The sequence below is a fragment of the Sorangium sp. So ce1335 genome (assembly GCF_051521615.1).
In the GTDB taxonomy this organism is placed as follows: Bacteria; Myxococcota_A; Polyangia; order Polyangiales; family Polyangiaceae; genus Sorangium.
Window position 1 is genome coordinate 9,812,454 of record NZ_CP150363.1, and the last position, 19,460, is coordinate 9,831,913.

Below are 19,460 nucleotides of genomic sequence, written 5' to 3' on the forward strand. Positions count from 1 at the left end.
CGCCCCTCCTGCGCGGCCTCGGCGCCCTCCTGCGCACCGCCGTTGGTGTCCTATGCAACAGTCGCCGCGGTCCTATGCGGCCCCGTGCCCCTCCTGGGCGCCTCCATTGGTGTCCTTTGTTACAACCGTCCGGCTCCTGCGCAGCCCCGGTGGTCTCCTACGCAGCCCCGTCGCCGTCTCGGGTGCCCTTTGTGGTTGCTGCGCAACCCTTTCTCCCTTCCGGCTCGCCGTCTTCCGTTCCGTCGTCCTGCTACCCGAGCATCGGCCTCGTCGCGCTGCACGCCGGGGTGACCGTGCGCGACAGCGAGATCGAGACGTCCGACGGTGGCCAGGGCGGCGACGGCGGCGAGCCCCAGCGAGGCGGACGGCGGGCTCTCGAGCGTCGGCGGCATAGGGGCTGACGGATTGCCCGGCGGCGCGGAGGACGGACGCGACGGCGGCCCGGCGCGGTCGGCCGGTGAGACCATCCGGTTCCGTATTGAAATCTTCAGGGCCGTGCTCCAGGTCCAAACGGCAGCATGTGGAGCGCACCCGCCAGGGACCGGCGGCAAAGAAACGAGGGCTGTCATGAGTAGCCGTACACAGGTGCTGTTTCAGGTGGGCGCGTGGGCGTGGGTCGTCACCGGGATCGGGCACCTCGCGCTCACCGCGCTGATGCTCGTTCGCCGCGCGACGCCCGCCGCGGGGACCGCGGTCCTGGACGCGATGCGAGCGCACCGGATGACCATGATGGGGCTGTCGCGCGACCTGCTCGGCCTCTTCAGGGGGTTCAGCGTGGCCATGGGCCTGGTGCTCGCGCTGCACGGCGCCGTCTGCGTGCTCGCCGCGCCCGCCCTCGCCGCGCTCGCTGCTGTCGTGGCGCTGAACGCGGCGGTGTCGCTGGCGCTGCTGGCCATCGCCGTCCGCGCGTTTCCGCCGCCGCCGATCGTGACCATGCTGGTCGCGACGGCGTGCTTCGGCGCGGCGCTCGTGGTGCGCTGAGCGTGCGGGCGAAGATAGCCCATAGCCCATCGCAGTCGCCACGAGCGGCCCGTCGGACGAACCGTTGCGGCATCGCTCGTTCAGGTTCCGGCGGACCGCGCCGCCATCGCGAGGCGGCGGCCCGCAGGCTGGGGCGTGAACGCGGTGCCGTCGGCGCGGCGCCTCCGGCTGCCCGTCCGCCGCGCCCCCTCCAGGCGCCCCAGGCCCGACATGCGGCTCTCGCCGCGGTCGACGACCATGGCGAAGGTGGGCGGTTACGTTGCAGCGTCCACGACTCCGCTCGCGGCTGCGCCACAAAAAGCAGACCGAGCGGGTCATCAGGGCCGATAGCGTCCCAGCTGTCACCGCTCCGCGCCAGAACTCTACCAGCAGGTACCTCTGCCGGTGTTGCCAGCCTCGCGAACCTGTCGGCGATGTCGATAACGCAAACGCAATAGCCATCACCCTGCGGAAAACTTGTGGTACCCAGGAACCAGTACTTTATTCTTGCTCCAGCTGCAGACCGGTTGCTCCGAGGACGGGTGGTGGTGAGTGAGAGCGTGTTTCTTGCGGCCTAACGACCGCGAGCGGGCTAACGAAAGATGACGCTCGTCAGCCTCAGCCACTGGTTGGACAGTTCTTCAAGGCGCAGCATCTTCCCGCGATTCGTTTAGGTGGTAATCGGTGTCCCCGATCCCAAAGTGTGCCCCAATGGCAAAAATCGTCTTGTACGCATTTGATATTGCCTGTTCAGTTTTCTCGCGACTTGGCCGAAGAGCATCCTTGTGCACGACCTTGTTGCGAAGCTGGGCAATCTCAGCGCCAAAAACATCCAGCAATAGCTTGCGCCGCTCTAGATTAGCGAGCGTCTCTATCTCTCCGCGCTTGACCGCACTGGGTTTCTTGGGCAGACCGGCGATGTAGCTGGCCGCTGCCGCACGACTGGTCAAGCTGTGTCTGTCAAGCGCGACACGAAGAAATAGGCGGCGCATGTCCTCAAATCCGTGCCGCTGCGTTCTCTTAACCAGTAGCTGAGCGTGGTCGTTTAGCCATCGTATCTCGTCGGCAAAGAAATCGGGATCTCGTTGGTTTGGACGAAACAGAAGCTCTACACGCAGAAAATGAGCGAAGAATAGCTCGTATGCGGTGGCTGCGCTCAGCACAGCTTGAATGTACCGCTTCTCGCGAAAGAATGACCAGCTATCCAAAAGAAGCATCTCGTGGCCAGGGTTGATCAAGTCCCCGACTACGTCGAAGGGTGCACCACACTCGTTGTTGAGGCACACGACGCGGTGATTGGAGATCGCGCGAAAATGACCGATGTCGCTCGCACGATTGTAGACATTGCGCTGCATGCACGACGGACAAGTCGCAGCAATGTTCTCGTATGTCGGATCGATGTCCGCACTCTTAATGTCTCGATTCATTGCGATATCCATTCGTCGGAGCCACTACTACCTATCCAATGTTGCGGTCTACAGCGAACGGGCGCGCATCGCGCGCTCGTTTATCGGCAGCAGCGTACAAGCCGTCAGGGGCTTGAGTCCTTCAGAATCGCCAGTTCAAGCGGCGAGCACAGCGGCTTGACCTCCTTGATCCAGAACTTGCACTCATCCTCAGGGAAGACGCGGCTTGCATAGGCGAAAGCCCGGCGAAGCCATGGATCGTACCGCGAGAAGTCTGCTTTCAAAGTCCGCAACCACGCGTCCGCACCCGCGTTTGCGGCCGCCAGGATGATCTCCCGCTGAGCACTAGGGCCACTTGAATAAAACCGCCCGGTCAACTTGTCGATGTGATTGAGACCGACGATCCTGCCGAATAATCCAAGAATAACCAGCTGAATGTATTCACTCTCCTTTGCGATCGGCGAATCGAGCAGTCGAAGAAGATCATTTCCTAGCACGGCCCAGGATCCTGCATAATGAGGAGTAGCTGCGTTCAGATAGCTTGCGACCTCTGCAAAGGCCGGAAGTAGATGAGAAAGATTGTGAACCAGAAACTCTACGGCACCGGGCACGCCAACCTGAGCCAGACGACGCAGCAGGAAGCGCAGACGCACATAGTCACGCTCGGATGACGCGAGATACGCCGCCAGGATATCTTCGAGCGCCTTTTGAGAGAGCTGCGCCAGGTCCTGGGCGTCGAGACGCGAAACGGGAGTCGCGTCGTAGGGCCCCGTCGAGTACTTCTTGATGACGCTCAGGACCGACTGCTCCATCGAATTAATCGGCTGATCATCGGCCTTCGCACGAGCGATCTTCTGAAATTTGGCCGCTGGAACGATCTGAGTCTTCGACCTATTTGGCGTCAACTTGTGATATTGATCGAGAGCACCGGCGATCGCGAACAGTGCAACCTGTGCGGTCTCCTCGTTATCACAGAACACGTGAATGTCGTCTACGTAGCGGCAAAAATCGAAGCCGCGCTGGGTCATCAGTTCATCGATGGGGATCAGGGAAGCTTCTGCCAGGAGATGCGTCGGGTGCGGGCCCACAGGAATTCCTTTGGACACCGATGCCGTTGACGACTTGAGCAAGTTCATCAAGATCTTAACATCTTGTGCGCTCAGCCCACACCGCGTCAGCTGGTTCTCGATGGAATGATGTGAGATCTGATTGTAAAAATCGGTAATGTCGAGCATCAAGACGACCGGTCGCGTCAGGGATCGGAAGATCGATGTCTCCCAGAACTTATCCCACTGATCGGGGCCGAAGAGGGTGCCATCTGGTCTAGGTGCAAACCTGTAGCTGAAGACGCGTTTGTCGGCCACAGGGCTTCGCTTCTGCTCGATCTGCGCACCAACCTCATAGATCAAACCAGCGAGGAGCACCGCGTCTATAGGGTCCAGTTGAGCAGCGTTCCTGAAGGATGCCGCGTCTTTTGGCACGAGCATCTTGCGCTCGCGGGTCCAACGATGCTGGGTGAGATCGATATCGCTGAGCTGGGTTCGGAGCGACGAGGCCCAGAGGCGCGCCATGACATCCACTTCGAAGGGATGCGGAAACTTGTCGGTGTCGCTGTATCTGCGAAGGTGCTCGAGGGCCCAGTCGAGGGACGTTGGGGCAAGTTTATGCATGTTCAGGTCATCCCTTTGTTGAGCTTACGTCTAACGCATCGTCGGCTGCATTGTCTTATTGGGCGGCATGGCCGGTACCGGAAAATTGCCTTCATCTGCCGTAGCTGCCGCTGGACACCACGTACCCGTCGGCCTGAACGTCAACGAAGTCTCGTATTCCCTTCGGAGCTGCGACAGTAGTTGTCCGCCAGCACCTCAATCGACGTGCGTTGTCTTTGACGAGGGCGTCGTAGAACTTGTCGATTTCGGACACAAGCTTCTTGAAGTACGTCGCCAGGAGGGCATCGGCGTCCTGATCAGGTTCCGGATGTTCAGACCAGTCTTGCGCACTTCGGCTCAGTTCTTTGGGCAAAAGAACGATGTGACCAGCTTTCCCGTCAAACTCGGCGCGCAAGAGCCCAGCCGGCGCAAGCCCTCCGTGTTTCGTAAAGTTGTTAAAAGCATCAATCGGGTCCAAAGTGGTTTTTAGCACCTTCGCCGGGCCAGCGAGCCCCTTGACTTTCTTCGTATTGCGATCCCATTGTGTCGTATTCCAGAGTTCCTTGGAGATATCGATCACGGCTCCCGCGCGCAGAAAGAAGCTCGAAACGCGCGAGTAGACGCGCAGCATCGTTTCCCCTTCCGAAGGCAGATCCAAAGCCTCCTTCGCAAGAAGGACGTTGACGAAGATCGAGTAGCTCAAGTAGCCCGTTCGCCGAATGTATCCAGCGACCGCGTCTGCCTTCGCCAACGGACGGTTCCCCCCTGTATCTACAAAATTCTCTGGCAGATGCCCCTTCGACTCGGCGTGAAATTTTATGTATGATGGTAGATTTGCTCTGAGCCAATCGATGTGGTTCCACTCGATCTCGTCGTAATAGGTCTCATTGTCGCCCCAGGCCATGGTGCTCTCATCCTCTACCGTTCATACGGTTTGTGACCGCAACGCGTTCTCGCGAATCCAAATTATCTAGACGTCCGCGAGCGCGTCATTGAGCGCGCTGAGCATGGGTTTTGCTGCCTCGATACGCTGGTCGTCGTCCGCCGACGAAGACAGGGAGAGCAGGTGCACGAAGCCCACACGTGCCGGCACCGGAGCGCCTTCAGCGCCCGGTGGTGCGACAAGCGGTGGCAATCTCACGCCCGCCGTCGTCTGCGAGATCACGATAAGCGCTGGCAGGGCCTTCTTGCCTGCGAAGAGCTTCTCGACCTCGGGCGGCGTTGCATAGTCAGCCATGGCCCGGATTCGCGTCTCGTTAAATTCCTTCAAATCGATTACGATTTGCTGGTGATCCCGATGCACTCCGAGGCGGAGATCACCGTCGCTGTCCTTTCCCAGCACGGGGATTTCGGAGTCGTGGTCAAAGCGATTCTTAAAGTTGAGGACGACGAGCCCATGCGTGGCCACCGAACGCTCGATCTGCTTGACGCCGTCAGCGATCCGCTCGAAGAGTGTCGCGGGCGCGTCGCCGGACGGCACCTTGCAAGCGAAGCCCCACACCTCGTTCGCAAACCTTGCGAGAACGTCGGGGTTATCCCCCTGCGCGTTCTCGGGATCGTCCAGTTCGACCGTTGCTCCCATCCGGACCGCAGCAAGGCCCACGAGAAGCTCCAGAACCTTGTCGCCCGAGGGGTCGTTCCGTGGTGCAGGCGTGTTCTGCAGCGGCGTCCCGACGTTCAGCAGTTCGAAGTGCTTCTTGAACTTCGGCAGGCTTGCTGCAGGGAGTTTGAGCGCAAGGTCGATGATCTGCGTGATGCCCACGAGGTCGCGGAAGTCCTTGCGCAGGTCTTCCCCCGGTCTCTGCGTGCCGCGTCCTGCGTGCAGGTCCACAAGCCGCTTCATGACGAGGTGCAGGCGCTCCAGCGCGCCGCCGTTCGTGAGCTCCACGCCGAGGTTCCGCAGGAGCAGTTCGAACTGGTCTGAAGCCTTTTCCGCATCGTATAGCGAGGTCACCTTGCCAAGCATCGCCATATAGGGATCCTACTCGCGCCACCAGCCGGCGTCACGCGCAAATAGCGTCCACATCCACGATGGCGGGGAGTACATGACTCGTGGAGGGAGCGCTTCTGGCCGGCCCACGATGTCACCACGCCCGGCCGCCCAACTAGGCGATCAGTAGCGGGCCGAAGGCCCGTCTGCTGTAACGGCATGTTAGGCAGAGCCTGCGCGGCTTTTTCGCCAGGCCGATGCAGATCCCCTGAGCCCTGGCACGCGTTCGATCTTACCTAGGTCGCGCAACCTATAAAAAACGTCTTTGACCTTGTTCTCGGAGCCGATGCCGGTGAGGCTAGGCGCAACGGCGTTGCCTTGAACTCCGATCCCACCCCCTCGTGCCGCCCCCACGCATCCCGGAAAGATAGCGTATCCGAAGGCTGCCCCACCTTGTCAAGGGGACCGGCGCAGGACCGTGCTGTCACTGCGCCAGACGAAGGCGCGAGCGGCCCTCTAGGCCCTACCCCTCCGCAGCGACGAGTTGCCCTTGCAACGGTCCGCCCGATCAGCGGCCGCGTTGTACAGTTGCCGAAGATCGCCGAGTGCTCCGCCAGGCGGGACAGCGTCCGACGCCGCAGCAACCCACGAGCCAACCACGAACCGAGTGGAGGAGCGCGCGGATGGCCGCGCGCTGTCGATGCGCGGACACCGGGCGATGGTTGTCAGGTGCCGGCGGGACGCTTGCGCGGTCGGCCTCGCTTGATCTCCGGCATCGTTGCACTGCGGAGAAGAACCCCGGGCGACACATCGAGCGCGTTCGCGAGCCTGACGAGCGTGCCGAGGCTCATGTTCTGCCGCCCAACCTCGATCGCCTGCATCGTCCGCAGCTCGATCCCGGCCGCTTCCGCGAGCTGCTCCTGCGTGATGCCGCGCTGCTGGCGTAGACGCCGCAGGTTCGCCGCAATGTAGAGCAGGAGGGTATCGAGCGTGAGCGTTCGCACGCCGTTCGCGTACCCCCGCGCGGGGTTCAGAATAATGATCCAACAGATCGGATTTCCTTGACCTGCCGGTTGCCAATCCGTAACGTGGCGAGACCACAAAAAGTGCCGCCCGCGGGTGCTGGTAACACCCCGGGCGGCGTGGCCGAACCCCGCTTCCACGAGGTCCGACATGGAAACCGTACGTCTACGCCCTGACCAGGGCCAAGAGATCGATCCGTCCTCCCGTCGCCGTCCCCGCCCCGCTGCTCTCAACCGGCTCGCCCGCCCGCCCAAGCCCCTCCGTCTGCAGCCACCGCACCCCGCCGTCCACCTCGACCCCACCGCGCTCTTCGAACAGCGCCCGCTCATCCGCAGCACCCTCCACGCCCGCGGCGTTCTCCCCGCCGATCTCGACGACCTCACCCAGGACACCCTCCTCGGCGCCTGGCGCAGCCTGCGCTCCGGCCGCTTCCGCCCGTCCCCCGCGCTTCCTCCCGCCGACGCCCTCCGCCGCTGGCTCGCCGGCATCGCCTCGCGGCAGGCCTCGCACTACCGCGACAAGGCCCACCGCCGCCACGAGCTCCCCGCGGTCGACCCGGACCGCCTCTCCGCCTTCGCCGCCCCCTCTCCCGAGGCCCGCCTCGTCGCCCGCGGCCTGCTCCGCGCCTTCCACCGTCTCCGCCCCGAGCTGCGCGAGATCCTGTCGCTCGCCGCCACCGGCCTCTCCTCGCTCGAGATCGCCGCCTCCCTCTCGCTCCCGCGCCCCACGGTCGCCACCCGCCTCCGCCTCGCGCGCCGCATCTTCGCCCGCGCCCTCACCCGCTCTCGGAGGTGGCCCCGATGAGCCCGATGAGCCGCGCCCCCGTCGACGCCCCCGCCGAGACGGCGGCCGATCTCCCGACCGCGACCGAGGCCGCCCTCCTCGAGATGGTGCTCGGCCTCCCCGGCGTCGGCCCGCGCCTCCTCGGCACGGCCGCTCTCCCCTCCCTCGGCCGCCTCTCGCCCGCGGCGCTGGCCGAGCGCACCCAGATCGCGCTCGGCGACGCCACCCGGCTCGCCGCCGCCTTCGAGCTCGGCCGCCGCACCCACGCCGCCCGGGCGCGCCGGGGCGCGCTCCTCAACGACGCCGCCCGCGTGGCGCGGTACTTCGGCCCGCGGCTCGCCTCCCTGGTCCACGAGGAGCTCTGGATCGCTGCGCTCGACACCCACGGCCGCGTCCGCGAGACGCGCCTGCTCGCCCGCGGCATCGACGACGGCCTCTACGTCGGCGCCGCCACCGTCCTGCGCACCGCGCTGGACATGGCCGCCCTCAGCTTCGTCCTCGCCCACAACCACCCGAGCGGCGACCCCACGCCCACCCCCGAGGACGAGGAGATGACCCTGGCCCTGCGCCACCTCGCCTCCGAGCTCAACGTCCCGCTCAAGGCCCACGTCATCGTCACCCCCAGCGGCCGCTACGCCGCCGTCCACGAGTAGGCCGCGCGGGGCGCAGCGCCGCCGGCGCGCTGCGCCCCTGCGCATCCGGCCGCCATCTCTCGCGCACCGCGCCGGCCGGGAGCTCTGCAAGCCCCGGCAGCGGCAGAGGCGCTGGACCACGTGAAGCAACCGACCGTAGCTTGGCTAGTCTCTAGCCCAAGCTCGTTCCGGCCGCTCCGTGCCTGCGCCACGGCAGCCAACGTCGGCCATCGCCGTCGGCGCGGCATCTTCCTCACCGATGGGGCAGCGCGCCTGGGCAGCCTCCGAGCCTCGCGGTACAATCCCTGCGTGAACCTTCCCGAGCTGGAAACCGAAGCCCTGAAGCTGCCCGTCGCGGAGCGCGCACGTCTCGCAGAGACGCTTCTGGAAAGCCTGGATGAGCTCTCCGAGGAGGAGCACAGGCGCCTCTGGACCGAGGAAGCGACGCGCCGGGACGCAGAGCTTGACGCAGATCCGTCCCGGGGGCGACCGGCCGAGGACGTCTTTCGTGACGCCCGCGCGCGGCTCCGGTGACGCTCCCGGTCATCTTTCACGAGCTGGCTGAGGTCGAGCTGAACGAGGCCGCCGCCTACTACGCTCGGGCACGTCCTGGCCTTGGTGACGCCTTCCTCGCCGAGGTTCAAGGCGCAGTCGATGCCCTGGCCGCATCACCGCTCACGGGGAGGGCCGTGGAGAACGAGGTTCGCTGGTGGCTCGTGCGGCGATTTCCCTACAGCGTGCTGTACCGGGTACGCGACGATCACATTCGTATTCTCGCGATTGCACATCAGAATCGGCGGCCCTTCTACTGGCGCGGGCGCCAATAGTCCGGCTCGGCGCCTGCTCGCCCGCGGTTCCGACGACGCCCTCTACGTCGGCCGCTCCACCGTCCTGCGCACGGCGCTGGACATGGCCGCCCACAGCTTCGTCCTCGCCCACAACCACCCAAGCGGCGACCCCACGCCCACCCCCGAGGACGAGGAGATGACCCTGGAGCTGCGCCACCTCGGCTCGGAGCTGCACGTCCCGCTGACGGCTCACGTCATCGTCACCCCGAGCGCCCGCTACGCCGCCGTCCACGAGTAGGTCTCCTCGCGGGGCGTCCCGCCCCTGCGCATCCAGCCGCCAGCCTCCCGCGCACCGCCCCAGCCGGCAGCCCCGCCGCGCGCTCGCCCTCGTCATCGCGCTTGACCGGGGAGGGGAGGAGCCGGGGTGCTCCTCGTGCCAGGCTCGACGGCGACGCGGGCTTGCCTCCCGCGTCCGCCCCAGCGCGATGTCGACCGCCACCGTCACCCTCGCTCTCCCCGAAGCGCTCTACCAGCGCCTCCGGGGCACTGCGCTCGCGACCCGACAGCCGCTCGAAGCCGTGATGCTACGCGCGCTGAGCCTCGGCAGCCCTCCCGCCTGGGACGACGCGCCCCCGGAGTTCCAGGTCGACCTCGCCTGCCTCGACAAGATGGACGACCAGGCGCTCTGGCAAATCGCAAAGAGCCACAGGTCCGAAGCAGAGCTCGCGCGCCACGACGAGCTGCTCGACCGGAACACCCAGGGGCTCCTCACGCCGGCGGAGCGCATCGAGCTTGAGCGTCTCCGGCACGAGAGCGACCTGTTCATGCTCCGCAAGGCCCACGCTGCGGCGCTCCTGCGATGGCGCGGGCACGCCGTCGCTTCGCCGTAGCGCGCGCCCTCCACGAGATGGAAGACGGACTGCGGTGTCAACCTACGTCTCCGAACTGCTCCGCTCTCGTATCGAGGAGGCCGATCGGCGCCGCTGTCAAACCTGCCTGACAAGCGAGGCCAATCGCGGAATTCCCCTGACTTACGATCATATCACGCCGGTCTCGAAGGGCGGGCCGACCTCGTTCGAGAACGTATGCCTCGCATGCCGCCCATGCAACGAGTTCAAGGCAGGCGCCACGGAGTCGGTCGACCCGCTGACGGGAGAGATCGTGCCGCTCTTCAATCCGCGCCTCCATCGCTGGAGCGATCACTTCACGTGGAGCGTCGACGCAACCAGGGTAGAGGGCGTGACGCCCTCGGGTAGAGCAACGGTCATCGCGCTCCGGATGAACCGCGCGACGATCGTCGCCGCACGCCGGCGCTGGGCCGAGGTGGGCTGGCACCCGCCCGCGTAGCGCTGGCGCGCGGTACTTCGGCCCGAGGCTCGCCTCCCTGGTCCACGAGGAGCTCTGGATCGCCGCGCTCGACACCCACGGCCACGTCCGCGAGACGCGCCTGCTCGCCCGCGGTGGCGCCGACGTCCTCTACATCGACCGCGCGACGGTCCTGCGCACGGCGCTCGACATGGCCGCCCACAGCTTCGTGATGGCCCATAACCACCCCAGCGGCGACCCGACGCCCACCCGCGAGGACGGAGATATGACCCTGAAGCTGCGCCACCTCTCGGCAGAGCTGCACGTCCCGCTCACCGCCCACGTCATCGTCACGCCCAGCAGCCGCTACGCCGCCGTCCACGAGGTTGCCCTCGCAGGGCGCAGCGCCCCGCCGCCGGCGCGCTGCGCCCCTCCAGCCCCCAGCTCACCGCACCGGCCGGCAGCTCCGCGAGCCTCCAGCGACGCGACCGGCAGCGGCACGAGGCGCCGCCGCGGGAGCCGACCCAGGGCACCGTATCGAGGTCGACCCGCACTCAAGCGTCGCCTCCGGCGACCGCCGGCGACCGCCGGCGACCGCCGGCGACCGCCGGCACGCCGGCGTCCGCCCCGGGGGCCCGGCATCGTGCGCCCGAGGTGCGACCTCGACCTGGATGGCACGCGAGAAAGGCGCTCGCGAGGTCGGGCGGTGGGAGCCCGCCCGGCCGCTGCGACGTCCAAGGCGGGAGGAGTGCGACGAGCGTACGCGCTCAGGGCGACGACAGCCGGCCGGCCTCGGGAGCCATGCTCGCTCGCACTCGTCGGGGATCACCACCGTGGTACAGTGGGTCAGGAGCCCGACGCCGATGCATGATCGTCAAGCCGAACGAACAGGGGCTGAACCCTCCGACGCCGAGAAGAGCTGGGATCAGCGGATACTCGAAAGAGTCCCCTCTGGCGTTGATCCATCGCTCATCGCCGAGAACCTGCGCTTGACTCCCACCGAGAGAGTCGAGCGGATGCGGAAGGCACTGGAGTTCATCGAGGAAGCGAAGGCAGCCCATGGTCACCGACTTTCGGCGCGTCGTTGAGGCGCTCGTCGGTGAGCATGTCGCTTTCGTGATCATCGGCGGGCTCGCGCTGGTAATTCAAGGTTCGAGCCGCACGACCAACGACATCGATATGTGCTACTCGCGCGATCGCGAGAACTTGCGGCGCCTCGCACGCGCCCTGCCCCGTTCCATCCTACGCTTCGCGGATTTCCTCCCGAGTTGCCCTTCTTCTGGGATGAACAGACGTTATGGAGCGGGCTCAACTTCACGCCGAGCACGGATATTGGCGCCATAGACCTGCTGGGCGATGTGCCCGGAGTGGGTAGCTTCGACGACGTTGCGAAGGGGTCGGAGGAAATCCACCTCTACGGCTCCGCGGTTCGAATCCTGGGGCTGGACGCCCTGGAACGCGCCAAGCGCGCGGCCGGTCGCGCCAAAGATCTGCTCGATCTCGGTGAGATCGCTGCGATTCGTTCGCGCCGATCCCCCTGAACCTGACCGACGTCGACCTGCGAGAACGAAGCGACACGGCCACCTGTTCCTCGGCACCTACAAGGGCATCTTCCGCTCGATCGACAGGGGCGTCTCCTTCACCAGGGTCATCGACGCCGCCTCGAATGTGCTGGTCGACTCGAAGGGCAATGTCTTCGCCTTCGGAGAAGGCATCGCCATGTCGCGCGACGGCGGCGATACATGGGAGAGCCGCCTGCTCGGGGTCAACGCGGCGCCTCGGGCCGCGGCCCTGGCCAACGACCGCATCTACCTGAACACCGCTCTCGGTCACTACCTGAGCACGACGACCACGGCGTGGTGAACGCCGCGGAGCGATCGCGCGACGCGCGCCCGACGTCGCCGGGCGTCGCGTGGCGGACCCCTGCCGGAGCGCTTCGCCAGGAGCGTCCGCGCGCCTGGCAGGAAGTGACGCACGATCGGCAGGGCGCCAGGCGCGCGATCGCGCACGCTCCCGGCAGCTCGGCCTCGGCCGACGGACAGGAGCCCCCATGACCACGCAGATCGCCGGAGTCCACGCCCCCGACACGCGCCTTGCCCATGACGCGACCGAGCTCGCGCGCGAGGTCTCGGCCCCTTACCTCTTCCACCACGTCACCCTCCAGGGCGCCGTGTTCGTGCGAGCGCGGTCTGCGCGGCCAGCGCGCCGGGAGATCGAGCCTATCCGCGTGGCGCGATGACCTCGATCCACCCGCCGGGCCGCGTGGTACCATCGACCGCGCTACCAGCGCCGGGTGAGTCCCCGGCGCTCGAGGAGGAGGCGCGATGACGGCGAAGAGAGTGGCGCTGGTGACGGGCGCGAGCACGGGGATCGGCCGGAGCGTGGCGGAGACGCTCGCGCGGAGCGGCTATGTGGCCTTCGCGGGCATGCGCGATCCCGACGGCAAGAACCGGGCGGCGCGCGACGAGATGGCCGGCCTTTCGGCCGCCGGCGTCCCGATCGAGGCGGTCGCCCTCGACGTGACGGACGACGCCTCCGTGGACGCGGCGGTCGCGACGGTGGTGGAGAAGGCCGGGCAGATCGACGTGCTCCTGAACAACGCGGGCAACAGCCTGATCGGGTTGACCGAGTGCAGCAGCATCGATCAGGTAAGGCGGCTCTTCGAGACGCACGTCTTCGGGACTCAGCGCGTCTGTCGCGCCGTGTTGCCGCACATGCGGCGGCGAAAGACGGGGCTGCTCGCCTTCACGTCCAGCATGGGAGGGCGCATCCTCATGCCGATGACGTCGCACTACTGCGCGGCAAAGGCCGCGATGGAGATGATGGCCGAGGGTTACCAGCGCGAGCTCGGGGCGTCCGGGATCGACGTCGTGATCCTGGAGCCGGGGGTGGTCCAGACGAAGCTCTTCGACAACGTCTGGCAGAACGACGACGAGGCGCGCGTCGCCGAGTACGCGGAGCTCGGCGGTCAGCTGCGCGCCACGGTCGAGATGGTCAAGACCCTGAAGGGATCCGACCCGGCGGAGCTCGCGGACGTGCTGCTGAAGCTCCTCGCGATGCCGCACGGCCAGCGACCGCTGCGGACGACGTTCGGCATGGACGCGGCCCTGGTCGGCCCCGTGAACGTGGCCGCGGACGAGGCCAGCCGGGCGCTGTTTGCGATGTACGGGGGTTGAACGGGGCGGCGAGCAGCCGCTGCCCGTCTTGGTCGGGCGCTCACGCCAAGCCAGCTCACGCAAGAACGACAGGACCACCTCTGCCAGGCGCTCGGGTTGTTGAAATCGAACGCGCCCATGCGGGTCTTCAGCCTCGCCTCGGCTTGCAGCTCGACGATCTCGGGCGAGCGACGCGGGTTTCGGGCTCGGGCCTGCGCAACGAGGTCAGACCTCTGCAAGCCGAGGGCCTGGCGGTGTTGATCGGCGACGTCGCTGTCGCGCACCTCGCGCTGGCGCTCGGGGCTCAAGAACGTCGGGTCGACCAGGATGAGGCCGCGGATGACCCCCGCCCCTCGACTCGCCACCACCGCGGCCGTCATGCCGCCCATCGAGTGGCCAAGCAGAACCGGACGAGAGAGCTCCATGCCGCGGATGAGGCCCACGACGTCGCTCGCGTGATCGTCGTACCGGTAGCCGTGGTGCGGCGCGCTCGAACCGCCGTGCCCTCTGGCGTCGGGCATGACGACGTCGAATTCACCTTCGAGCGCCCGCGCCAAGGGGGTCCAGCAGGCGCCGCTCCCCATCAATCCATGGAGCAGAACGACGGGATGCCTGGCGCCTCCGGTTCGGAGGTAGTGGACGTCGATGCCGTTCGTTTCGCAGACTCCGCTCATCCAGGTCGTCATGGGACTGTCCCTGCCTGCCGCAGCTTCGCGGGTGTGATGAAGTGGTTCAGGTCCAAGTACGCGAAAATATTGGAATCGATGCTCCCCGCGGTCCGCTCGGCAGCCTCCAGCGGGCCGCCTCGGCCGAGAGCTCCGCGAGCTCCGGCAGCCGCACGACGACCACGTGGAGCCACCGGCCGTGGCCTGGTCACCCCAACCTCGGTCGGGCATGGTGGCGTCAGCGTCGACAAGCAGGAGGCCATGCCGCTCGGTCAAGGTGACGCCCTCGCGTCGCGCTGGATGATCTGCAGCAGGGACGTCGCTGGCGGCCTCGTGCGCGACCAACTCGATCACGCGAAGCCGATCGGTTACAGGGAGGGCGCGGTGGCGGCGACGGTCGGCCCCGACGGTCATGCCCGGCAGGATGCCATCCCCGCAGCGAGGAAGGAAGTCGAGGCTCGGTTGCAGATGGTTTGAACAGGCGGAACGAGCGCGGCCGCATCCTCGGCGAACAGCGCCGCCACGTCGTCCAGGAACTCCGCGTAGACGGGCAACTCCTTGTGCAGCCGCGCTATCTGCTCGGGCTTGAGCGGCGAGATCGTCACGCCCAGCATGTCGGCCACCTCGCGGGGGTTTGGCGGCCTGGCCGGCCTGGTGCTGCTCGGCCCCTTGGTGGGGCTCGAGCTCTTCGTCGTCGTTCGGAGGGCCATGGAGTCCCCCTGGCGGGTTCGAGGTCGATGATGGCTGCGTCAGCATGGAACAATGGGGTTGCACGTCCCGCTCACCGCCCACGTCATCGTCACCCCCAGCGGCCGCTACGCCGCCGTCCACGAGTAGCCCCTCGCGGCGCGCTGCCCCCCTGCGGCGGGGCGTCCCGCCCCTGCGCATCCAGCCGATAGCCTCCCGCGCACCGCCCCGGCCGGCAGCTCCGCAGACCATGGGGCAGCGGCACGCGGCGCTGGAGCACGTCGAGCCACGCGGGACCCGACCCAGAGGGCACCGCTTGGATATCGACCCGCACCACGCGCCCCCTCCGGCGACCGCCGGCGCGCCGGCGTCCGCATGGGGGCACGGCATCGTGAGCCAGGCGCACGACCTCGTACGGCGCGGGAACAGGCGCTCGCCCCGGCTGGGACCACGCTCTCGTGGTAGGGTCGGTCATGAGCACCGGCCTGCCGCCGCGCAACCCGGATCCCGCTCGCAACGCACCGGAGGTCGAGGCAGCGTTCGAGGCGGTGCCGCCCGAGCAAGTGGCAGAGATCCTCGACGGGGAGCTCTTCACCTTTCCGCGGCCCGGCCGCCCCCACACGCGGAGTGCATCGCGCCTCACGATGAAGCTCGGCAGCGCCTTCGACCTCGGCGACGGCGGGCCCGGCGGCTGGGTGCTCCTGGATGAACCCGAGCTCCACCTCGGGCCGCGACCCGACAAGGTGGTACCCGATCTCGCCGGTTGGAAGCGGGCGCGCATGCCGGACGCCCTCGGGGACGAGGACACGCCGGCGCACTACGACGTTTGTCCGGACTGGGTGTGCGAGGTGATCTCGCCGCGTACCGAGCGCGTCGACCGGGGCAAGAAGATGCGGATCTACCGGCGCGAAGGCGTGGGGCACGTCTGGCTGCTCAGCCCCTTGCTGCGGACGCTGGAGGTCTACCGGCTCGAGGGCGGACGGTGGGTGCTGCTCGAGACCTACGAAGAGGACGCGAAGGTGAGGGCCGAGCCGTTCGATGCGGTGGAGCTCGATCTGGCGGCGATCTGGATCCGATGAAGGATCGCTGGCCGCTGTCAATAGTGCCTGCCTGGCGAGGTCAATAGCGGGATTCCCCTGGGCTCACGGGTAATTCAAGGCCGACTTCGAGCGACGCATGCGCTCCTGCGCGGCAGGAGAATGGGAGGCCGGCTCCGCTGGATCTGGCAAGGAGCTCGGACGTCAGCCGGGAGCGAGCGTGGGGCGAGGGAGGGCACCCCGCCGGAACGACACCCCGCCTCGCGAGGGACCAGCGGCGAGCCCTTCCCGTGCGAGCGGTTTCTGCCAAACTCATGTTGTATATCGATGGTCGACACCTCGCCGCAAGCGGACGCACGCTACCACGAGCTGCTCCGGCGCATGCCTCCGGAGAAGCGGCTCGAGGCAGCGATGCGGCTGAGCCAGGCGGTCCGTGAGCTCGCGCTCGCGAGCATCCGCGCTCGCCACCCAGGGGCGGACGACCACGAGCTTCGCGTGCGCCTCACGGTGAGGCTGTACGGGCACGACTGCGCGCGCCGGCTATTCGGCCACGTGCCGGCCGACGCCGCGTGATGGCATGAGCAGCTCGACGGAGGTCGTCTCCGCGCTCGACGTGGCGTTGCGCGATGCGGGGGCTCGTCCGTCGCATCCGTGCGTGATACGCTCCACGCAAGATGGTCGATCCTGAAGCGGTACCTCCGGTCTACAATGAGGACGGCGTCGACCTCACGCTCATCCGCTGGATGCTGAGCCTCACGCCAGCAGAGCGGGTCGCCACCCTCCAGGCCCACATCGACTTCGTCACGCTCGCCCGCGAGAGCAGGCGTGCGCGAGAACCGCATGCCCGCTCCGACGAAGATCGCTGAGCTCCTCGGAGTGCTCGCCCGGCATCAAGTCGACTTCATTGTCGTCGGTGGCGTTGCCGCCGTGATCCAGGGAGCCCCCATCAACACGTTCGATCTCGACGTCGTACACGCTCGCACCCCGGACAATGTCGAACGGCTGCTTGGTGCGCTGCGTGAGCTCGATGCGGTCTACCGGGTCCATCTCCAGAGAAGGCTTTCACCGACCGCCTCTCATCTGGCCTCCACAGGGCACCAGCTGCTGGCGACCAACATGGGAACGCTCGATCTTCTGGGCACAATCGAGGAAGGGACGTCGTACGAGGAACTCTTGGCCGACAGCGAAGAGCTGGATCTCGGTGGAATTCCGATACGCGTCATCACGCTCGAACGGCTCATCGCGATACGCCTGGGCAGCCTCCGAGCCGCGCGGTACAATCCCCCCGTGAACCTTCCCGAGCTGGAGCCGAAGCCCTGAAGCTGCCCGTCGCGGAGCGCGCACGTCTCGCAGAGACGCTTCTGGAAAGCCTGGATGAGCTCTCCGAGCTGGATGAGCTCTCCGAGGAGGAGCACGGGCACCTCTGGACCGAGGAAGCGACGCGCCGGGACGCAGAGCTTGATGCAGATCCGTCCCGGGGGCGACCGGCCGAGGACGTCTTTCGTGACGCCCGCGCGCGGCTCCGGTGACGCTGCGGGTCATCTTTCACGAGCTGGCTGAGGTCGAGCTGAACGAGACCGCCGCCTACGACGCTCGGGCACGTCCTGGCCTTGGTGACGCCTTCGTCGCCGAGGTCCAAGGCGCAGTCGATGCCCTGGCTGCGTCACCGCTCACGGGGAGAGCCGTGGAGAACGATGTTCGCTGGTGGCTCGTGCGGCGATTTCCCTACAGTGCGTTGTACAGCGTACGCGACGATCACATTCGTATTCTCGCACGCGCACCCAAAGGCCGTGGCTTGGTTCCCCCGACCTCGGTCGGGTACCTGCGGTTTCAGTGATCGGAGATGACCACCCCTGCGTGGGCGCATGCGGCGAGCTCCTCGTCGGTCGGGAAGGACTCGGTGTCCTGCAGGACGCGCACAGGGCGACCCGCGGCGGCCAGCGGGCGCAGGAGCTCGCAGAAGCGCTTGGTCGAGGTGGCGATGAGCTGGAAGTAGGGGTCGAGTCCCAGGACCGCCTTGCGGTGCCGCAGCATGAAGCCGGGGCCGGCATGATAGGTGTGCCCGAAGGTGTCGAGCTTTCGCTCGGCCGCGCCGTGCAGCTCCTTGAGCAAGCGCTCGGCGCCTTCGCGCTGGAGGAACCCGCCCATGCTCGCCTCGGTGCGCCAGCGCTGGAGCTTCCAGTCGAGCGCGAGGCGTAGCAAGGTCGACGCGATGTCGTCGCCGCCGGGCTCGAGGTCGTCGCCGAGGCGCCCTGTCACATAACAGCGCCCCTCCTCGTCGATGCAAAGCCAGCGCATCTTGTCGACCTTGCCTACCTGGCGCACCGGCTTGCCCTGGATGTCCCTGATCCGCTGGTCGCCCACAACGGTCTCCGCGACGTACCCAGGCGCGATGAGGGGCGCCACGCCGAGCAGACTCCACGGCGCGAAGTCATCTTCCGCGATGACGCCGCCGTGGTCCCGCTCCACCGCGGACAGGACGGGCCAGAGGTCGTCGCCGAAGAGCCTGCGCAGGTCCTCCTCGGAACGCCGGAAGCGATCCAGGCGGTGGATACGCCGGGCGAACAGGTATTCCTGCAGCTCGGGGATCGGAGCAAACAGATCGGTCGCCGGGCGCGTGCGCTGGACGAGGAGCTCGCCGTCCTCCCACTCCGCTCGCTCGGTGGCGACGTCCCCGTAATGGAGGGCCTGCTCGATCCGCCGCCCTTCGGCGACTTTGATGGAGATCTCCGCGATGCCGACCGCCTGGTGGAGCTGGGCGCCCCTGGGCACGCGCTGGAGATCCTCGACGAGCATCGCCTCGGCGCGGCCGTCGTGCAGGCCAAGCTCCGCGCCGGCGGCGCGGGCGGCCGCGAGCAGCGCGGGGAGGTCCTCGAAGCGGCGGGCAGCGGCGCGATCCCGGACGATGAACCAGCGGTCGTCCGACCAGCACGTGTCGTGCGGCACCGAGGCGGCGCCATTCTCCGCGACGCGGAGCTTGTTCGCGAGCTTCCTGGCCTCGTCCCCAGCGCGCCAGTGGATCGAGAAGGGAGCCAGGGCGGGCGTGGGAGAGAGCTCGGCGGCGAGGCGTTCCAGGAACGCGCGCAGATCGCTGCAGAGGCGCTTCTCGTACCGGCCGAGGTACACAGCGCCCTCTCGCTGCGTCAGGAGCACGCGCCGGCCCGAAGCGTGCCTTGCGATCACCAGGTCGGGCGGGCCCGAGCGGTGGCGGCGGAAGCTGCAGTCGAACTCGGCGAGGGCGCCGAAGTCGTAGTCGCCGAGGAGGGGCAGGCCTCGGTCCTGAGTCAGCGCGAGGAGCAGGTCCGCCGCCTCGGTCCAGCGGGGCGGGCAGCCGGGCGGCGCGAGCTTCGCAAGCGTGCGGCGGTCACAGGCGCGGCGGATGGGCGCGCGTTCGGCCAGCGCGCACAGGGCCTCGGAGAATCCCTGGACAGCGCTCATGG

25 protein-coding genes and 3 pseudogenes are annotated in these 19,460 nt (G+C 67.1%); 20 read left to right on the plus strand and 8 right to left on the minus strand.

The window, feature by feature from the left end:
- The first annotated feature begins 567 nt into the window (after positions 1-567).
- Positions 568-981, plus strand: a complete 414-nt coding sequence (locus tag WMF24_RS36620; protein ID WP_437732098.1) for an LIC_13387 family protein — start codon at positions 568-570, stop codon at positions 979-981.
- A gap of 620 nt (positions 982-1,601) precedes the next feature.
- Here WMF24_RS36620 and WMF24_RS36625 read toward each other — a convergent pair.
- The 5 genes from WMF24_RS36625 to WMF24_RS36645 form a co-directional block, all read right to left on the minus strand.
- Entirely contained in the window at positions 1,602-2,399 is a 798-nt protein-coding gene (locus tag WMF24_RS36625) for a hypothetical protein (RefSeq protein WP_437732099.1), read from the minus strand.
- Positions 2,400-2,491: 92 nt separating this feature from the next.
- On the minus strand, positions 2,492-4,036 hold the full coding sequence (locus WMF24_RS36630; protein WP_437732100.1) for an RNA-directed DNA polymerase: 1,545 nt from the start codon (positions 4,034-4,036) through the stop codon (positions 2,492-2,494).
- A gap of 91 nt (positions 4,037-4,127) precedes the next feature.
- The gene (locus WMF24_RS36635; protein ID WP_437732101.1) at positions 4,128-4,919 is read right to left on the minus strand and encodes a hypothetical protein; all 792 of its coding nucleotides are present in this window, start codon (positions 4,917-4,919) and stop codon (positions 4,128-4,130) included.
- A 66-nt stretch (positions 4,920-4,985) separates the two neighbouring features.
- Entirely contained in the window at positions 4,986-5,987 is a 1,002-nt protein-coding gene (locus WMF24_RS36640) for a hypothetical protein (protein WP_437732102.1), read from the minus strand.
- A 683-nt stretch (positions 5,988-6,670) separates the two neighbouring features.
- The gene (locus WMF24_RS36645) at positions 6,671-7,120 is read right to left on the minus strand and encodes a helix-turn-helix domain-containing protein (RefSeq protein WP_437732103.1); all 450 of its coding nucleotides are present in this window, start codon (positions 7,118-7,120) and stop codon (positions 6,671-6,673) included.
- Here WMF24_RS36645 and WMF24_RS36650 point away from each other — a divergent pair.
- The 13 genes and pseudogenes from WMF24_RS36650 to WMF24_RS36710 all read left to right on the plus strand — a co-directional run bounded on the left by WMF24_RS36650 (position 7,119) and on the right by WMF24_RS36710 (position 13,652).
- Positions 7,119-7,772 carry an RNA polymerase sigma factor gene (locus WMF24_RS36650; protein WP_437732104.1) on the plus strand — a complete coding sequence of 218 codons (654 nt, stop codon included), beginning with the start codon at positions 7,119-7,121 and terminating at the stop codon, positions 7,770-7,772. The two genes, WMF24_RS36645 and WMF24_RS36650, sit on opposite strands and share 2 nt — an antisense overlap.
- Positions 7,773-7,777: 5 nt before the next feature.
- Positions 7,778-8,404 (plus strand): JAB domain-containing protein, encoded by a 627-nt coding sequence (locus WMF24_RS36655; RefSeq protein WP_437738896.1) that lies wholly within the window; start codon positions 7,778-7,780, stop codon positions 8,402-8,404.
- Positions 8,405-8,692: 288 nt separating this feature from the next.
- Positions 8,693-8,917 (plus strand): addiction module protein, encoded by a 225-nt coding sequence (locus WMF24_RS36660; protein WP_104985003.1) that lies wholly within the window; start codon positions 8,693-8,695, stop codon positions 8,915-8,917.
- Complete coding sequence (locus tag WMF24_RS36665) at positions 8,914-9,210, plus strand: type II toxin-antitoxin system RelE/ParE family toxin (protein WP_437732105.1); 297 nt, start codon at positions 8,914-8,916, stop codon at positions 9,208-9,210. Before WMF24_RS36660 ends, WMF24_RS36665 begins: the two co-directional genes overlap by 4 nt.
- Positions 9,211-9,220: 10 nt before the next feature.
- Positions 9,221-9,469 (plus strand): annotated as a pseudogene (locus tag WMF24_RS36670) (JAB domain-containing protein); the annotation flags it as partial.
- Positions 9,470-9,656: 187 nt separating this feature from the next.
- The gene (locus WMF24_RS36675) at positions 9,657-10,061 is read left to right on the plus strand and encodes a hypothetical protein (protein WP_437732106.1); all 405 of its coding nucleotides are present in this window, start codon (positions 9,657-9,659) and stop codon (positions 10,059-10,061) included.
- A 34-nt stretch (positions 10,062-10,095) separates the two neighbouring features.
- Positions 10,096-10,518, plus strand: coding sequence for an HNH endonuclease (locus WMF24_RS36680; protein ID WP_437732107.1), 423 nt, complete (start codon positions 10,096-10,098; stop codon positions 10,516-10,518).
- A gap of 4 nt (positions 10,519-10,522) precedes the next feature.
- A pseudogene (locus WMF24_RS36685) lies at positions 10,523-10,861 on the plus strand (JAB domain-containing protein); the annotation flags it as partial.
- 478 nt (positions 10,862-11,339) lie between these two features.
- A complete protein-coding gene (locus tag WMF24_RS36690) occupies positions 11,340-11,564 on the plus strand; it encodes a hypothetical protein (RefSeq protein ID WP_437732108.1) in 225 nt (74 codons plus the stop codon).
- A 180-nt stretch (positions 11,565-11,744) separates the two neighbouring features.
- Positions 11,745-12,017 (plus strand): hypothetical protein, encoded by a 273-nt coding sequence (locus tag WMF24_RS36695; protein WP_437732109.1) that lies wholly within the window; start codon positions 11,745-11,747, stop codon positions 12,015-12,017.
- A complete protein-coding gene (locus WMF24_RS36700; RefSeq protein WP_437732110.1) occupies positions 11,980-12,339 on the plus strand; it encodes a hypothetical protein in 360 nt (119 codons plus the stop codon). Before WMF24_RS36695 ends, WMF24_RS36700 begins: the two co-directional genes overlap by 38 nt.
- Positions 12,340-12,526: 187 nt before the next feature.
- Positions 12,527-12,715, plus strand: a complete 189-nt coding sequence (locus tag WMF24_RS36705; RefSeq protein WP_437732111.1) for a hypothetical protein — start codon at positions 12,527-12,529, stop codon at positions 12,713-12,715.
- A gap of 85 nt (positions 12,716-12,800) precedes the next feature.
- The gene (locus tag WMF24_RS36710) at positions 12,801-13,652 is read left to right on the plus strand and encodes an SDR family NAD(P)-dependent oxidoreductase (RefSeq protein ID WP_437732112.1); all 852 of its coding nucleotides are present in this window, start codon (positions 12,801-12,803) and stop codon (positions 13,650-13,652) included.
- Positions 13,653-13,756: 104 nt separating this feature from the next.
- Here the strand turns inward: WMF24_RS36710 and WMF24_RS36715 are convergent.
- Positions 13,757-14,710 (minus strand): annotated as a pseudogene (locus WMF24_RS36715) (alpha/beta fold hydrolase); the annotation flags it as partial.
- Positions 14,707-15,006 carry a hypothetical protein gene (locus WMF24_RS36720; RefSeq protein WP_437738958.1) on the minus strand — a complete coding sequence of 100 codons (300 nt, stop codon included), beginning with the start codon at positions 15,004-15,006 and terminating at the stop codon, positions 14,707-14,709. The gene WMF24_RS36720 and the pseudogene WMF24_RS36715, both read right to left, overlap by 4 nt.
- A 450-nt stretch (positions 15,007-15,456) precedes the next feature.
- Here WMF24_RS36720 and WMF24_RS36725 point away from each other — a divergent pair, with 450 nt between their 5' ends.
- The 6 genes from WMF24_RS36725 (at position 15,457) to WMF24_RS36750 (ending at position 17,857) form a co-directional block, all read left to right on the plus strand.
- Positions 15,457-16,062 carry a Uma2 family endonuclease gene (locus WMF24_RS36725; RefSeq protein WP_437732113.1) on the plus strand — a complete coding sequence of 202 codons (606 nt, stop codon included), beginning with the start codon at positions 15,457-15,459 and terminating at the stop codon, positions 16,060-16,062.
- A gap of 285 nt (positions 16,063-16,347) precedes the next feature.
- The gene (locus WMF24_RS36730) at positions 16,348-16,593 is read left to right on the plus strand and encodes a hypothetical protein (RefSeq protein WP_242516265.1); all 246 of its coding nucleotides are present in this window, start codon (positions 16,348-16,350) and stop codon (positions 16,591-16,593) included.
- 101 nt (positions 16,594-16,694) lie between these two features.
- Positions 16,695-16,886, plus strand: a complete 192-nt coding sequence (locus WMF24_RS36735; RefSeq protein ID WP_437732114.1) for a hypothetical protein — start codon at positions 16,695-16,697, stop codon at positions 16,884-16,886.
- Positions 16,861-17,340: a hypothetical protein gene (locus WMF24_RS36740; RefSeq protein ID WP_437732115.1), complete on the plus strand. Its 480-nt coding sequence runs from the start codon at positions 16,861-16,863 to the stop codon at positions 17,338-17,340. The genes WMF24_RS36735 and WMF24_RS36740 overlap by 26 nt, the downstream gene beginning before the upstream one ends.
- 50 nt (positions 17,341-17,390) lie before the next feature.
- On the plus strand, positions 17,391-17,549 hold the full coding sequence (locus WMF24_RS36745; RefSeq protein ID WP_437738897.1) for a hypothetical protein: 159 nt from the start codon (positions 17,391-17,393) through the stop codon (positions 17,547-17,549).
- On the plus strand, positions 17,546-17,857 hold the full coding sequence (locus tag WMF24_RS36750) for a type II toxin-antitoxin system RelE/ParE family toxin (RefSeq protein ID WP_437732116.1): 312 nt from the start codon (positions 17,546-17,548) through the stop codon (positions 17,855-17,857). The genes WMF24_RS36745 and WMF24_RS36750 overlap by 4 nt, the downstream gene beginning before the upstream one ends.
- Here the strand turns inward: WMF24_RS36750 and WMF24_RS36755 are convergent.
- Positions 17,851-19,458: a hypothetical protein gene (locus tag WMF24_RS36755; RefSeq protein ID WP_437732117.1), complete on the minus strand. Its 1,608-nt coding sequence runs from the start codon at positions 19,456-19,458 to the stop codon at positions 17,851-17,853. The two genes, WMF24_RS36750 and WMF24_RS36755, sit on opposite strands and share 7 nt — an antisense overlap.
- Between the last annotated feature and the right edge of the window lie 2 nt (positions 19,459-19,460).